Source organism: Cellulosilyticum ruminicola JCM 14822 (assembly GCF_001311925.1).
Classification (GTDB): Bacteria; Bacillota; Clostridia; order Lachnospirales; family Cellulosilyticaceae; genus Cellulosilyticum; species Cellulosilyticum ruminicola.
The window spans coordinates 65,659-79,785 of sequence record NZ_BBCG01000003.1 but is presented as its reverse complement, the minus strand read 5'-3'; the positions used below and the strand labels follow the sequence as shown (position 1 = coordinate 79,785).

14 protein-coding genes and 1 pseudogene are annotated in these 14,127 nt (G+C 34.0%); 14 read left to right on the top strand and 1 reads right to left on the bottom strand.

Going from position 1 to position 14,127, the window contains the following annotated elements:
• Window positions 1-197: 197 nt before the first annotated feature.
• A complete protein-coding gene (locus JCM14822_RS02010) occupies window positions 198-1,970 on the bottom strand; it encodes an Rqc2 family fibronectin-binding protein (protein ID WP_054739181.1) in 1,773 nt (590 codons plus the stop codon).
• Window positions 1,971-2,122: 152 nt separating this feature from the next.
• Here JCM14822_RS02010 and JCM14822_RS02005 point away from each other — a divergent pair, with 152 nt between their 5' ends.
• The 14 genes and pseudogenes from JCM14822_RS02005 to pknB all read left to right on the top strand — a co-directional run bounded on the left by JCM14822_RS02005 (window position 2,123) and on the right by pknB (window position 14,127).
• Window positions 2,123-3,004 carry a YicC/YloC family endoribonuclease gene (locus tag JCM14822_RS02005; RefSeq protein WP_054739179.1) on the top strand — a complete coding sequence of 294 codons (882 nt, stop codon included), beginning with the start codon at window positions 2,123-2,125 and terminating at the stop codon, window positions 3,002-3,004.
• A gap of 9 nt (window positions 3,005-3,013) precedes the next feature.
• The gene (locus JCM14822_RS02000; RefSeq protein WP_054739178.1) at window positions 3,014-3,259 is read left to right on the top strand and encodes a DUF370 domain-containing protein; all 246 of its coding nucleotides are present in this window, start codon (window positions 3,014-3,016) and stop codon (window positions 3,257-3,259) included.
• Window positions 3,260-3,270: 11 nt separating this feature from the next.
• Window positions 3,271-3,873, top strand: a complete 603-nt coding sequence (gmk, locus tag JCM14822_RS01995; protein ID WP_054739175.1) for a guanylate kinase — start codon at window positions 3,271-3,273, stop codon at window positions 3,871-3,873.
• Between the two features lie 11 nt (window positions 3,874-3,884).
• Window positions 3,885-4,241 (top strand): DNA-directed RNA polymerase subunit omega, encoded by a 357-nt coding sequence (gene rpoZ, locus JCM14822_RS01990; protein WP_054739174.1) that lies wholly within the window; start codon window positions 3,885-3,887, stop codon window positions 4,239-4,241.
• An 86-nt stretch (window positions 4,242-4,327) separates the two neighbouring features.
• The gene (locus tag JCM14822_RS01985; RefSeq protein WP_242861373.1) at window positions 4,328-4,723 is read left to right on the top strand and encodes a primosomal protein N' family DNA-binding protein; all 396 of its coding nucleotides are present in this window, start codon (window positions 4,328-4,330) and stop codon (window positions 4,721-4,723) included.
• The gene (priA, locus tag JCM14822_RS01980) at window positions 4,690-6,594 is read left to right on the top strand and encodes a replication restart helicase PriA (protein ID WP_054739172.1); all 1,905 of its coding nucleotides are present in this window, start codon (window positions 4,690-4,692) and stop codon (window positions 6,592-6,594) included. The genes JCM14822_RS01985 and priA overlap by 34 nt, the downstream gene beginning before the upstream one ends.
• A 57-nt stretch (window positions 6,595-6,651) precedes the next feature.
• Window positions 6,652-7,116 carry a peptide deformylase gene (gene def / locus JCM14822_RS01975; RefSeq protein WP_054739171.1) on the top strand — a complete coding sequence of 155 codons (465 nt, stop codon included), beginning with the start codon at window positions 6,652-6,654 and terminating at the stop codon, window positions 7,114-7,116.
• Window positions 7,117-7,151: 35 nt separating this feature from the next.
• Window positions 7,152-8,087 carry a methionyl-tRNA formyltransferase gene (gene fmt, locus JCM14822_RS01970; RefSeq protein WP_054739170.1) on the top strand — a complete coding sequence of 312 codons (936 nt, stop codon included), beginning with the start codon at window positions 7,152-7,154 and terminating at the stop codon, window positions 8,085-8,087.
• A 17-nt stretch (window positions 8,088-8,104) separates the two neighbouring features.
• A complete protein-coding gene (locus JCM14822_RS01965; protein WP_054739168.1) occupies window positions 8,105-8,803 on the top strand; it encodes a zinc metallopeptidase in 699 nt (232 codons plus the stop codon).
• 46 nt (window positions 8,804-8,849) lie between these two features.
• Complete coding sequence (locus JCM14822_RS01960; RefSeq protein ID WP_054739167.1) at window positions 8,850-9,446, top strand: transcription antitermination factor NusB; 597 nt, start codon at window positions 8,850-8,852, stop codon at window positions 9,444-9,446.
• A gap of 34 nt (window positions 9,447-9,480) precedes the next feature.
• A pseudogene (locus tag JCM14822_RS01955) lies at window positions 9,481-10,194 on the top strand (methyltransferase domain-containing protein); the annotation flags it as partial.
• 3 nt (window positions 10,195-10,197) lie between these two features.
• Entirely contained in the window at window positions 10,198-11,235 is a 1,038-nt protein-coding gene (rlmN, locus tag JCM14822_RS01950) for a 23S rRNA (adenine(2503)-C(2))-methyltransferase RlmN (protein WP_054739165.1), read from the top strand.
• 1 nt (window position 11,236) lies between these two features.
• Window positions 11,237-11,977 carry a Stp1/IreP family PP2C-type Ser/Thr phosphatase gene (locus tag JCM14822_RS01945; RefSeq protein WP_054739164.1) on the top strand — a complete coding sequence of 247 codons (741 nt, stop codon included), beginning with the start codon at window positions 11,237-11,239 and terminating at the stop codon, window positions 11,975-11,977.
• 14 nt (window positions 11,978-11,991) lie between these two features.
• The gene (gene pknB / locus JCM14822_RS01940) at window positions 11,992-14,127 is read left to right on the top strand and encodes a Stk1 family PASTA domain-containing Ser/Thr kinase (protein ID WP_054739163.1); all 2,136 of its coding nucleotides are present in this window, start codon (window positions 11,992-11,994) and stop codon (window positions 14,125-14,127) included.

The following is a 14,127-nucleotide window of genomic DNA, read 5'->3' as shown; positions in this document are numbered from 1 at the left end:
TGTATAAAAGTTTAAATAACTGACTTATTAAAAATTTATTATAATGTAACACAATAATATAAATAAATCAAACATTTTTATAATTATATTTATACATTAGATATATTTATTATTAAAAGTTAAATAAAATACGTAAGAACAAAAAAGAACCTATTATGAAAAGGGACTTTTCATAATAGGTTCTTTAAGACATGTATTTACGTAGATTCTGGTAAGGTGAGCTTTTTAATAAAACTTTCAGTAGGTGTGACATATAAAGTTTTAAATTGTGTATAAATAACCATACCAGGCTTTGCGTTAGGAACTTTTTTAACAAATTTCTTTAAAGTATAATCAATAGGTACTTGGCTGGATTGTTTTCCGCTGCTATAGTAAGCGGCTAAAGTAGCAGCCTCAAGAAGTGTTTCATCTGTGAAACCTTCGCTGCCTTCACTACGGATAATAACGTGAGATCCAGGACCGGCTTTAATGTGTAACCACATATCATTTGATTTTGCAAATTTCATAGTGAGTTCATCGTTTTGATAGTTATTTTTACCCACATAAATCATTTGGCCTGAAGAAGCTTTAAATTGAAGAAATGGTAAAACTTTTTTATTTTGTTTACGTTTATTATTTCCTTTACGCTTTTTAAGGTAGCCCATAGTAATAAGTTCTTCACGAAGCTGCGCAATATCTTCTTTAGTTTCTAAGAAATCTAAAGAGAGGAGTACAGATTGTAAATAAGCAATATCTTCTTTGATGATTTCAAGCTGCTCAGTTGCAGCGATTTCTGTACGTTTTGCTTTGTTATAGAGTTTGAAGTACCCTTGGGCATTTTGAATAGGGCTCTTACGTGGATTAAGAGGAATAGTAATATCCTCATAAGGTTCTTCATAATAATTCATTGTAGTGAAACTTTCACTGCCTTCAGGCACACTGTGTGCATAAGCTGTTAAAAGTTCACCATAAATTTTATAAAGTTTTTTATTAGCAGATTCATCTAAAGCTTTTTCTTGGATTTGCTGCTTACGTACATTACGTTCTAAGAAGTTATGCACCAATTTTTTAATATCCGCTGTTTTTTGAGAAACATTAAAACGTGTACTTTTTTCAAAGTAGTAATATTCAAGCATGCTGCTAATGCTCTCAAAAGCTTTTGAATTGTAATTTGCATAAAGCTGAAGTGGTAAAGTATAGAAATCCATAGGGAGTTCTTGTTCATCTAAATAAATAAGTGGAGAAACTTCATTACTATGAATGCGCCCCATTAAATCATGGAAAACATTATAGAGAAGAGTAAGTTCTTCGTCACTTAAAGTATTTGAGCGTGTATCGTTATTTAAATTTGCAGCAAGACAGATGGAATGACTTACGGCAGGACTTAAACCATTATAGCTCATATAAAGTGCTTTAAAAAGTGGTAAGTCTTTTGATTTTAATGTGTCTATAAAATGTGTTAAGTTTTCATCTAAAGGATTATGTTTATCTTGACTTGGAGGTCTTACATAAGTACGATTTGGAAGTATTTCACGCACGCTACTTTTATCTAAAGAAATATGTTTAATACTATCTAAAATAGTACCATCCGCTTTCGTTAAAATAATATTACTGTGACGTCCCATGATTTCTATAATTAAACGTTTGCGTTCTTTATCACCAAGTTCATTGGTTGCTTCGATATGAAGTTCTACAATACGCTCCATATCAGGCTGAATGATATCTAAGATTTTACCTCCACCTAAATGCTTACGGAGCATCATGCAAAACATAGGTGGTTGTGCTTCATTATTTTTAGCAAGTGTTGAAAGGTGAAGTCTTGGATAATTGCTATTAGCTGTTAGAAGTAATTTATAAGCATTACTATTATTACGTACAGAAACTAAGAGTTCATCTTTTTCAATTTGATATATTTTATCAATGCGAGCACCGATTAAGGTGTCTTTTAATTCTTCTACTAAAGTAGCAAGAACAATGCCATCTAATGCCATAATTTGTGTCCTCCTTTAATTATGGTGAAAGTATAGCATAATTTTTTTGAAAATAAAAGGAATGTGTGTTATAATAGAGTATAAAAGTCTACGATAAGTAAGCCTTATTTGGAAAATCCCTTTGGAAATAAACAAGGAAGTAGGGGAAAATGATGATTTATAGTATGACCGGTTATGGTAGATGTGAAACCCAGGAACATGAAAGAAAGATCATTGTAGAGATGAATGCAGTGAATCATCGCTACTGTGATTTAAATATAAGATTACCAAAGACACTCATTCCATTAGAAGAGCAGTTAAGAAATCTTTTAAAAGGTAGTTTAACAAGAGGTAAAATTGAAGTAAATGTGACCTACTATAGTATGGCAAAAGAAGATTTAGAAGTCATTATAAATGAGGCACTTGCTACAGAATATGTAAAAGGATTAAGAAAACTTGCAAGTTTAGTACAAGTTGAAGATGACTTAAGCCTTAAAGATTTAATGCAGATTAATGATGTCATGAGTATTCAAAAGAAAGCTGGTGACCTAGAAAGCATTGAAGAAACACTATTTACAGCGGTGAAAGGTGCACTTCAAGATTTATTAAGCATGCGTCTTAAAGAAGGTGAAGCTTTAAAAGAAGATATTTTAGAGAAAATATTTATTTTAGAGAAATATCTTAAATACATTGAAATACAAAGTCCACAAGTAGTTTTAAACTATAAGGTAAAACTTGAAAATAGATTAGCAACTTTATTAGAAGACAGTAGCATGGTTGACCAAAGTAGATTAGCTATGGAAGTGGCACTTTTTGCTGATAAATGTGCCATTGATGAAGAAATTACACGATTTAAAAGCCATATTGCCCAGCTACGTTTAATTTTAAATGAAGGCGGAGTAGTAGGGCGTAAATTAGATTTCTTAATGCAAGAAATGAACCGCGAAGTCAATACTATGGGTTCTAAGGCCAATGACTATGAAATTACAAAAAATGTCGTTGAACTTAAAAATGCAATTGAAAAAATTAGAGAACAAGTTCAAAATCTTGAGTAGGTGAAACCTATGAGTCAATTTATTAATATAGGATATGGTAATATTGTGGCAGTAGGTCGTATTGTAGCTATTGTTTCAGCAGACTCAGCGCCTATTAAGCGTCTTGTTGCACAAGCCAAGGAAGAAGCAAGATTGATTGATGCCACTCAAGGGCGGAAAACACGAGGTGTAATTATTACAGATAATGATCAAGTAATATTATCCGCTCTGCAGCCAGAGACAATGGCCACAAGACTTGAAACGCAAAAGGAATAAAGGAGAAGCGCATGAAAGAAGGATTAAAAATCGTTATATCTGGGCCATCTGGTTCAGGTAAAGGAACGATTGTAAAAGAACTCATTAAAAATGAACAATTTATGTTATCTATTTCAGCAACAACACGTATGCCTAGACAAGGCGAAGAAGAAGGTGTACACTATTACTTTAAGTCAACATCTGAATTTGAGGATATGATTGCTGAAGAAGCACTTTTAGAATACGCAAATTTCTGTGGTAATTATTATGGTACACCAAAAGCACCTATTGAAGAGGGTGTAAAAAATGGAAAAGATGTTATACTAGAAATAGAAGTACAAGGTGCTCAGCAAATTAAACAAATTTATGATGATGCTGTCTTTATTTTTGTGATTCCACCTTCTCTTACAGAACTTGAAAAACGTCTTGTTGGACGTGGTACTGAAACAGAAGAAGTTATTGCAAAACGTATAGGACGTGCAAAAGAAGAGTTAGCTATGTACAAAGAATATGATTATATTATTATTAATGATACTTTAGCAGATGCTATCGATCAAATTAATCATATTGTTTATACTGAAAAGCTAAGAAGTTCTCGCTTCGAAGTTGATATAGAAAGAGTTATTAATAACTAGGAGGAATAAAAATGTTACAACCATCTTATACACAAATTATGACAAAGTTAAATGAGGAAGGAAGCTCTAAACTTACAAGTCGTTATTCAATTGTTATCGCAACAGCTAAAAGAGCTAGAAATATCATTGACATCGTTAATGAACAAGCTGCTGCTACAAAAGAAGCAGATAAAACTGGTGAAAAAATCATTGATCCAGCTAAATTAAAAGAAGCAGCAGAACTTAATGAATTACTTAAAAAACAAAAACCTACTTCTATTGCAGTAGATGAAATCTATGCTGGTAAAATTCAAATGAAAGAATACCATGCATCAGAAGAAGTTGAAGATGCACAAGCTGATGGATCTATGGGGTTTACAGAAGTTTAATTAAAACAAAGAATAAGTCTGCCATCTTAACAGTTGGCAGGCTTATTAAGTATATGGTATAAAAGATAAGAGGTGAACAGCTAGTGATGCAGCATACACCATGTTATGCAAAGATTATTATACAGTTTGCGACGGTCGAAGAAATTGATAAACCATTTACTTATGAGGTACCAGCAGACTTAATACCTTTTATCCAAGTAGGACAAAGAGTTTATGTACCATTTGGGATGCATAATCACTTGCAAGTAGGCTATATATTAGGGTTAAGTGATACAAGAGAAGAAACAAAGTTTCGTATAAAAGCAGTAAGGCAAATCATAGATGAGAAGCCGCTTTTATCAGCCCATCAGTTAGAACTTATAGAATTCATTGTAAGTTATTATGGTACAAGTTACGCCGCAGCTATAGATGTTGTATTACCGCCAGGCTTAAGGGGAAACCTATTGCCATGGAAAAAGAAGCAGAAGAAGTTGTATATTTAGCTGAAGATGCAATTAAAGTCAAAATCTATTGCAATGCCCATGGTCATAAGAAAACTTTTTTAAAGCAACAACAAATTATTGATATTTTAAGGGAAAAAGGCAAAATACCCCTTAAGATATTAGAAAATATAGAGGGCATAAGCCGCTCGTCTATTAAAACATTAATTCAAAATGAAATAATTGAAAAACACCTCGAAAAGATAGAATATCTATTAGATCCTATCAATGAAGCAGCTTTTCGTGTATTAAATGAAGAACAAGAACACGCTGTAAGTTATTTGACATACTTAGGTGAGACCAATACAAGTCATACGGTATTGCTAGAAGGGGTTACAGGAAGTGGTAAGACAGAAGTCTTTTTACATGCCATTAAAAATGTTATAGAAAAAGGTGAAACAGCCTTAGTGCTTGTTCCTGAAATTGCCTTAACCCAGCAAACACTAAGTCGTTTTAAGGAACGATTTGGAAGTAGAGTGGCATTAAGTCATAGCCGTATGGGAGCAAAAGAAAGGCAAAGGCTTTATATACGTGCTAAAAAAGGTGAAGTATCTATTATTATAGGACCTAGAAGTGCGATATTTATGCCTTTAGAAAATCTAAAGCTGATTGTCATAGATGAAGCCCATGAGGCGACTTATAAATCTGAAACACCACCTAAATATCATGCCATTGATATTGCGAAAAAGCGTATGGCAATGAATGGTGGCATCACACTTTTAGCTACGGCAACGCCAAGTATGGAAAGCTATTATTTAAGTGAAATTGGTGAATATGAGCTTTTAAAACTTACGAAACGTATAGCAGGTGCTACCATGCCAAGTGTAGAAATCGTGGATATGCGTCAGGAACTTGCACTGGGTAATAATACAGTACTGAGTAGAAGATTATATGAAAGCATTAAAGAAGCGCTCGAAAAGGGTGGGCAGGTGATGCTCCTCATTAATAGGCGTGGCCATTCAACTTTTATTAATTGTAGAAGCTGTGGGCATGTGGTCAAATGTAATCATTGTGATGTGTCTATGACATATCATTTATCTACAGGTGTGTTAGAATGTCATTATTGTGGCAAAACTGAAAAAGTACCTGAAGTATGTCCAGAGTGTGGCTCTAAATATATTCGCTTTTTTGGAACAGGTACTGAAAAAGTAGAAGCTTATTTAAAAGAGCATTTTGATGCATTTGGTATAGGACGTATGGATTTAGATACAACCACTGGGAAAGAGGGGCATGCTAAAATATTAGAAGCCTTTAGACGCCGAGAATTTAATTTACTTATTGGTACGCAAATGATTGCAAAGGGACATGATTTCCCAGGTGTTACATTAGTGGGTATTTTGTCTGCTGATCAGTCTTTATATATGCAGGACTTTAGAAGTAATGAAAGAACTTTTCAGCTTTTAACCCAGGCAATGGGGCGTGCAGGACGTGGGGATATGAAAGGAAAAGTGATTATTCAAACTTATACACCAGAACATATAGTAATGGATGTTATTAAAAATAATCAGCAGGAACTTTTTTATCACCAAGAGTTATTAAATCGTAAGACAATGGGATATCCACCTTATACACATATTTTTTCCTTACTTATTACAGGGCCTAATGAAAATGAAGTTATTCAAACTGTTCACAAGCTGACGGCATATTATCGTCATTATAGTGAAAGGGGTATGATGAAATTTCGTGTTATAGGACCTAGCGTAGCAGTAATTAGTAAAATAGGCGATGTGTATAGATGGCGATTGCTTATTATAGGCGAAGAACGTAGTTCACTTTTAATTTATGGCAAGTTTTGTTTAGATAAATTTTATAGACGTGAAACAACCAATAATATTAAAATAGGATGGGACATTGACCCGTTAACAATGTTATAGATATAACATGAGTGTAAAATTTTAAGTAAGATGACAAAAAATGAGGAGGCTATTATTATGGCAATTAGAGCAATTAGAACAGAAACAGGAAATGATGACCTTTTAAGAAAAACATCAAAAGATGTAAAAGTATTTGATGAAAACTTATGGGAATTATTAGATGATATGGCAGAAACAATGTATGAAGCTGATGGTGTAGGAATTGCAGCACCACAAGTAGGCATTTTAAAACGTGTATTTATCGTAGATATCGGAGAAGGTAGAGTAGAATTCATCAATCCAGAAGTACTTGAAGTATCAGGCGAACAATTTGGTGAAGAAGGATGCCTTAGTGTGCCAAAAACATACGGTAAAGTAAGAAGACCAAACTACGTTAAATTACGTGCATTTGACCGTCATGGTAATCAATTTGAAATCGAAGGCGAAGAACTTATGGCAAGAGCAATGCTCCATGAAAATGATCACCTTAATGGTAGATTATTTATCGATTTAGTTGAAGGCGACTTATTTGAAGTAGAATAATGTACACCTAGAAGTAAGCTAAAGGAGGTTTTTAAATGAACGTTGTATTTATGGGTACACCAGATTTTGCAGTACCAACACTTGAAAAATTAATTGAAGAAGGACATCATATTAGTGCAGTTGTTACACAACCTGACAAACCAAAAGGACGTGGAAAAACTTTAACAATGACACCTGTTAAAGAAGTGGCACTTAAACATGATATCGAAGTTTTACAACCAGTTAAAGTTAGAGGAAATGAAGAGTTTTATAACCATATATTATCTTTAAATCCAGATATTATAGTGGTAGTAGCATTTGGACAGATTCTTCCGGAATCAATTTTAAATATTGCAAAGTATGGTTGCATTAATATTCATGGATCTCTCTTACCAAAATATAGAGGAGCTGCACCAATTCAATGGGCGATTATAAATGAAGAGCCGATAACAGGTGTAACAATTATGTATATGGATAAAGGCGTGGATACAGGTGATATGTTACTTAAACGTGAAATGCCAATTGAAAAAGATGATACTTACGCAAGTTTACATGACAAAATGAAAATTGTAGGTGCTAATGCATTAATTGAAGCTCTTCCAATGATTGAAGCTGGTGGTAAAGAACGTGAAAAACAAGATGATGCCAAAGCAACTCATGTAGGGATAATTGATAAATCCTTTGGTGAAATCAAATGGAATGAAAGTGCTTCTAAAATTGATGCCAAATTACGTGGTTTAAATCCATGGCCAGGTAGCTTTACATCTTATCAAGGTGGCACTATGAAAGTTTGGAAAGCTGAGCCTATTTCAGAAACAACAAATAAAGCACCAGGTACAATTATACGTGTAGATAAAGAAGGAATGGTTGTACAAACAGGAACAAATTGTTTACTTATTGAAGAAATTCAAATGCCAAATAAAAAACGTATGCTAGTATCTGAGTATATTAAGGGAAATACCCTTGAAAGTGGTACAGTACTAGGCAGATAGTATAAGGAGTGAAGCATATGTATCCTTATTATGGGTATGGAAATAGCACTTATATTTTAATAACAATTGCCATGTTGGTTTTACCTTTTTATGCAAGTGTGAAGGTACAATCAACTTTTGCAAAGTATTCGAAAGTAAGAAGCTTATCAGGTTATACAGGAGAAGAAGCGGCAAGACGTATTCTTGCCATTAATAATATTTCAATTCCTATCAAACCAGTACGTGGTTCAATGACAGATTTTTATGATCCAATTCATAAAGAACTTGCATTATCTCAAACTGTATATGGTGAAACATCTATTGCAGCTTTAGGCGTAGCAGCTCATGAAGTTGGGCATGCGATTCAAGATGCCAATGATTATGCTTTCTTAAGATTTAGACATGCCATTTATCCAGTTACAAACTTTGCAAGTCAGCTTTCTATGCCACTTGTAATGATTGGTTTATTACTTGGTGGATTTAGACCACTAGTAGGACTTGGTATTTTATTATTTGCAATAACAACACTTTTTGCAATTGTGACATTACCAGTAGAATTTAATGCTTCAAAACGTGCACTTAGAAGCCTTGAAGTAAGTGGCATTATGTCAGCAGATGAGTTAGTAGGTGCCAAAAAAGTATTAGATGCAGCTGCACTTACTTATGTAGCAGCAGCTATGGCATCTGTTTTATCACTGATTAGATTAATACTTATTAGCAATAGAAATAATGATTAAAAGACGCTGCTTTAGCGTCTTTTAATGTGTATGAAAGGATTTTTTTATGACTAAAAATATACGTGAGCAAGTGGTAAACTTGCTACTTGAAATAGAGCGAGATAAAAGCTATGCACAATTAGCTCTTAAAAATGAGTTAAAAAATGTTACAGGTCCAGATAAAGGTTTTATGACAGAAGTTGTATATGGGACATTAAAATATCAAATCAAATTAGACTACATTATTAATCAATTTTCTAAAATACCAGTACGTAAAATGAAACCGCTTATTAGAGTACTTTTCCGCATGAGTGCGTATCAATTAATGTGTCTTGATAAAGTACCAACTTCAGCAGTTATTAATGAAGCTGTAAAAATTGCAAAGAAAAGAAAATTTGTAGCCCTTTCAGGGTTTGTCAATGGCGTACTTCGTACAATTGACCGTGAAAGAGAAAATATTAAATATCCTTCAAAAGAAAAAGAAACAGTGCATTATATGAGTGTCATGTACTCATTACCAGAATGGATGATTGAAACTTGGCTTAAAAGTTATGATATGGCCAAAGTAGAAGCGATTTGTAATGCACTTAATGAACGTGCGCAAGTATGTATTCGTGTCAATACATTAAAAGCAAGTAAAGAAGAAGTTATTAAAAAGACTTGAATCTGAAGGTGTAACAGTTACGCCTGGTGAATTTTTAGATGAAGCAATGTATTTGAAGAATGTAGATAATATTCAAAATATGTCATCTTTTAAAGAAGGCTTATGGACTGTGCAAGATGAAAGTGCTATGCTAGTAGGGAAAGTTATTGCACCTAAGGCTGGAGAACGCATACTAGATTTATGTAGTGCACCAGGTGGAAAGTCTATTCATATGGCTGAACTTATGCAGGATAAAGGTGAAATCATTAGTTGTGATATTCATCCACACAAGCTAGAGCTTATTGTTAAAAATGCAGAGCGTATGGGCGTGTCGATTATTAAACCAACACTTCAAGATGGCACAATATGTAATGAAGACTTTATCCAAAGTTTTGACCGTGTTTTAGTAGATGCACCTTGTTCGGGACTTGGAATTATGAAACGTAAACCAGATATTCGTTATAATAAAGAAGCCACAGATCTTGAAGATATTGCAGCGATTCAACGTGCAATTTTAACACAAGCTGTAAAATATCTTAAACCAGAAGGCATCCTTGTTTATAGTACATGTACAATTTCAAAAGCAGAAAATGAAGAAATGGTAGCCTTTATCACAGGGGAACTTGGTTTAGAATTAAATAAAATAGTAGATACTATACCTAAAGTACTTCAAGATGAAGTTGAGAAGGAAAGTATGATTCAAATCTTACCACAGATAGCAGGAACAGACGGATTCTTTATTGCGGGGCTAAAAAAGAGGGGTATTTAAATAATGAAAGATATTAGAAGTAAAGACTTAAAAGAACTAGAAGAAATTATCCTAGGTTATGGCGAAAGTAAATTTAGAGCAAAACAGCTTTTTGAATGGCTTCACAAAAAAATGGTAGGGAGCTATGATGAAATGAAAAATCTGCCACAAGGACTAAGACAAAAGTTACAAGCAGATTATCCATTAGTGCCATTACGCATTGTAGAAGACTTGCATTCACAGCTAGATGGGACGATAAAATACTTGTTTGAGTTACCAGATTCACATATAATAGAAAGTGTTTTGATGCGTTATAAGCATGGAAACTCAGTATGTATTTCCTCACAAGTAGGTTGTCGCATGGGATGTAAATTCTGTGCATCCACATTAGAAGGATTAGTAAGACCACTGACACCAGGTGAAATGGTAGGACAAATTTATGCTATACAGCAAGATATAGGGGAACGTATTTCAAATATTGTTATTATGGGAAGTGGAGAACCATTAGAATATCTTGATATTACAGAACGTTTTTTAACACTCATTAATCATGAAATGGGACAGAATATAGGGCAACGTCATATTACAGTATCTACATGTGGGCTTGTGCCACAAATTAAGGAGCTTGCTGATAAAGGCATGCAAATTAATTTAGCACTGTCTTTACATGCAACTACAGATGAAAAGCGTAAGCAAATTATGCCTATTGCTTATCGTTATAGTATTCAAGAAGTATTAGAAGCTTGTCAATATTATATTGATAAAACAGGACGTCGTGTCACATTTGAATATGCGCTAATTCACGGTGAAAATGATAAAGAAGAAGATGCAAAGAGTTTAGGTAAGCTTTTAAAAGGCATGCTTTGTCATGTGAATTTAATTCCTGTTAATAAAATTGAAGAGAGAAATTATGAAAGTAGTAAGACGTCAAGTATTGAAAACTTTATTCGCATACTAGAAAGCTATCATGTGCCTACTACATTACGTAGAACATTAGGAGCAGATATTGATGCAGCATGTGGTCAACTTAGACGTAGATATATGAAAAAGCGAGGTGAATAGCATGCACGCTATTGGCAGAGTAGACATTGGTAGAAAGAGGAGTAGAAACGAAGATTCAGTCTTCGTTTCGAATACACCTGTTGGTATTTTACCAAATTTGTATATCGTAGCAGATGGAATGGGTGGTCATAAAGCAGGAGGAACTGCAAGTAGTTTAGCTATAAAATCTTTTTGTGACTATATTAAAACTCATGGTGAAATGGGTGTAAGAACGAGAGAAGATGTGGCAATCCTTTTGAAAATGGGGATTCGTCATGCAAATCATACAGTTTTTGAAAAAGCAAAAGAAGATGAAGAATATGCTGGGATGGGGACTACTTTTACAGTAGCTACAGTAATTGATGAGATTTTATATCTTGCCCATGTTGGTGATACAAGATTATACTTGGTTAATCATGTACAAATTTGTCAAGCAACAACCGATCATTCTTTGGTACAAGAAATGTTAGAGCAAGGATTTATATCACAAAACGAAATAAAGGAACATCCACAAAGACATATTATAACCCGTGCAGTTGGTACATATGCAAAAGTAAAAGTAGATACTTTGATGTATGATATCAATAAGGTAGAATACGTTTTACTTTGTTCCGATGGACTCACTGTCATGCTCAGTGATGAAGAAATGCATCAGATTATACTCGAAGAAATTGACATAGAAAGAATAGTAAATAGATTAATAGACACAGCTAATGAAAAAGGTGGAATAGATAATATAGCAGTGATTATTGCAAAGAAATAAGAGGTGAATAAAGAATGCTAATGCCAGGAGTTCTCTTAGGAGAACGATATGAAGTTATAGAAAAAATAGGTGCGGGCGGCATGTCTATTGTATATAAGGCAAGAGATAATAGATTACAGCGCTATGTAGCTATTAAAGAATTAAGAGAAGAATTTGCAAAGGATGAAGAGTTTGTTGCAAAGTTTAGAAAAGAAGCGCTTGCTGCTGCTAGTCTATCACATCCTAATATTGTAGGCATTTATGATGTAGGTAGCGATAGAGATACGCATTATATTGTTATGGAATATATTGAAGGAAAGACTTTAAAAGAGCTTATTTCTGAAGAGGGACCTTTTAATTCAAAGCAAGTTTTAGAACTTGGAAAACAAATTGTAAGTGCATTAAAACATGCCCATAGTAAAAGAATTATCCATCGAGATATTAAACCACAGAATATTTTAATTACCAATGATCATGTATTAAAAGTAACGGATTTTGGTATTGCTAAAGCTGTAGATTCTTCTACAATTGTAGCAAGTAGCAATGCAATTGGTTCGGTGCATTATTTTTCACCAGAACAAGCAAAAGGAAAGTATGTGAATGTAACAAGTGACTTATACTCTTGTGGAATTGTGCTTTTTGAACTGGCAACAAAAAGATTACCTTTTGAAGCAGACACACACATTTCAATTGCATTAAAGCATATTAATGAAGATATGCCAAAACCATCTTTATTTAATCCAAGTATTTTACCAGGACTTGAAGGGATCATTTTAAAAGCAACTGACAAACGTCAAGATGCACGTTATCAAAATGCTGATGAAATGTTAGCGGATATGGACCATGTGCTTATAGATCCTGAGTATCATGTGAAATTAAATACATTTTCTGATGAAACAATTTTACTTTCACCAGAAGAAACAGCTTTTATTCGTAACAATGCAAGAGATGAAGAACCTATTTGTGAATCAATAAATATGGGAGCAGGGTTAGAAGCTAAAGCAGAACCTAAGGCACCAGTAGAAGAAAAGAGCATTTATGAAGATAAAGCAGTTGTAAAGCAGACATTTAAAGAAGATGAACAAGAAGAAGTTTCAAATCTTTATAAAATACTTGTAAGTGTGGGAGGCGTACTTGCCACACTTTCGGTACTTGTGGTAATTATTTTAGCCATTACACTGTGGAATCCATTTTCAAGTGGAGGCAAATTAGTGAGTGTTCCAAATGTAAAGGGGCGCACAGTAGATGTTGCAACAAAGACACTTAAAAGTGTGAATCTTAAGATTGAAGTTAAAGAAGAAGTAACAAATGAAGCAGAACCCGGTATTATCTTTGAACAGACACCAGGTGAGAATACTAGAGTTAAGAAACACAGCATTGTTATTGTAACAGTTGCAGCAGAAGGCAGCACAGCAGCAAATCAGAAAGAAATGACAGAGGTTAAAACAGTAAGAATGCCAGATGTAGAAGGTTTAAGTCGAGAAGCAGCACAATCGACGCTTAGAGATATGAATCTTAAGGTGCGTTTTGAACCAGAAGAAAGTAGCCGCGTGGAAAAAGACTATATTATTCGTCAAGATCCAAGTGCAGATATAGAGATTGAAGAAGGCAGTACTGTTGTTTTAACAATTAGTATAGGTACAAGTGTAAAAATGGCCAGAGTACCAAATCTTGTGCAGCTTACTTTAGAAAAAGCTCAAAAGGCAGCACAAGGTAGTGGACTTAATGTAACGGTAGCATTAGAAGAGTACAGTGACAAATTCGATGAAGGTTTAATCATTAACCAAAGCATAGAAGCTTATTCAGAGGTGTCGGAAGGAACAACTATTTCAGTGGTGGTCAGCAAAGGAAAAGAACCAGTGCTAGAAGAAATACAGCCACCAGCTGAAACTGAAGAAACCAATACAACACCAATTGAAGAACCAGCACAAGATGTAACGCAATCTGTAATAATAAACTTACCAAATGGTGTTGAAGAAAAGGAAAGCTATCGCGTACTTGCTAAATTTACAACACAAGATGGTAATTCGTCTTATGTTATAGATCGTGAAATGGGTGTAGGAGAATTTCCAACAGCTGTATCGCTTACAAGTCATGGAACAGGTAAATTAGAAGTTTATGTAGATGATATGACTAAACCAGCTTATACGGATAACATTTATTTTAATTAA

Coding starts and splice junctions, on each gene's coding strand:
- JCM14822_RS01985 (WP_242861373.1), top strand. CDS start 4,328: ATGCAGCATACACCATGTTATGCAAAGATTATTATACAGTTTGCGACG.
- JCM14822_RS01960 (WP_054739167.1), top strand. CDS start 8,850: ATGACTAAAAATATACGTGAGCAAGTGGTAAACTTGCTACTTGAAATA.
- rlmN (WP_054739165.1), top strand. CDS start 10,198: ATGAAAGATATTAGAAGTAAAGACTTAAAAGAACTAGAAGAAATTATC.
- rpoZ (WP_054739174.1), top strand. CDS start 3,885: ATGTTACAACCATCTTATACACAAATTATGACAAAGTTAAATGAGGAA.
- JCM14822_RS02000 (WP_054739178.1), top strand. CDS start 3,014: ATGAGTCAATTTATTAATATAGGATATGGTAATATTGTGGCAGTAGGT.
- def (WP_054739171.1), top strand. CDS start 6,652: ATGGCAATTAGAGCAATTAGAACAGAAACAGGAAATGATGACCTTTTA.
- JCM14822_RS01945 (WP_054739164.1), top strand. CDS start 11,237: ATGCACGCTATTGGCAGAGTAGACATTGGTAGAAAGAGGAGTAGAAAC.
- pknB (WP_054739163.1), top strand. CDS start 11,992: ATGCTAATGCCAGGAGTTCTCTTAGGAGAACGATATGAAGTTATAGAA.
- gmk (WP_054739175.1), top strand. CDS start 3,271: ATGAAAGAAGGATTAAAAATCGTTATATCTGGGCCATCTGGTTCAGGT.
- JCM14822_RS01965 (WP_054739168.1), top strand. CDS start 8,105: ATGTATCCTTATTATGGGTATGGAAATAGCACTTATATTTTAATAACA.
- JCM14822_RS02005 (WP_054739179.1), top strand. CDS start 2,123: ATGATTTATAGTATGACCGGTTATGGTAGATGTGAAACCCAGGAACAT.
- fmt (WP_054739170.1), top strand. CDS start 7,152: ATGAACGTTGTATTTATGGGTACACCAGATTTTGCAGTACCAACACTT.
- priA (WP_054739172.1), top strand. CDS start 4,690: ATGGAAAAAGAAGCAGAAGAAGTTGTATATTTAGCTGAAGATGCAATT.
- JCM14822_RS02010 (WP_054739181.1), bottom strand. CDS start 1,970: ATGGCATTAGATGGCATTGTTCTTGCTACTTTAGTAGAAGAATTAAAA.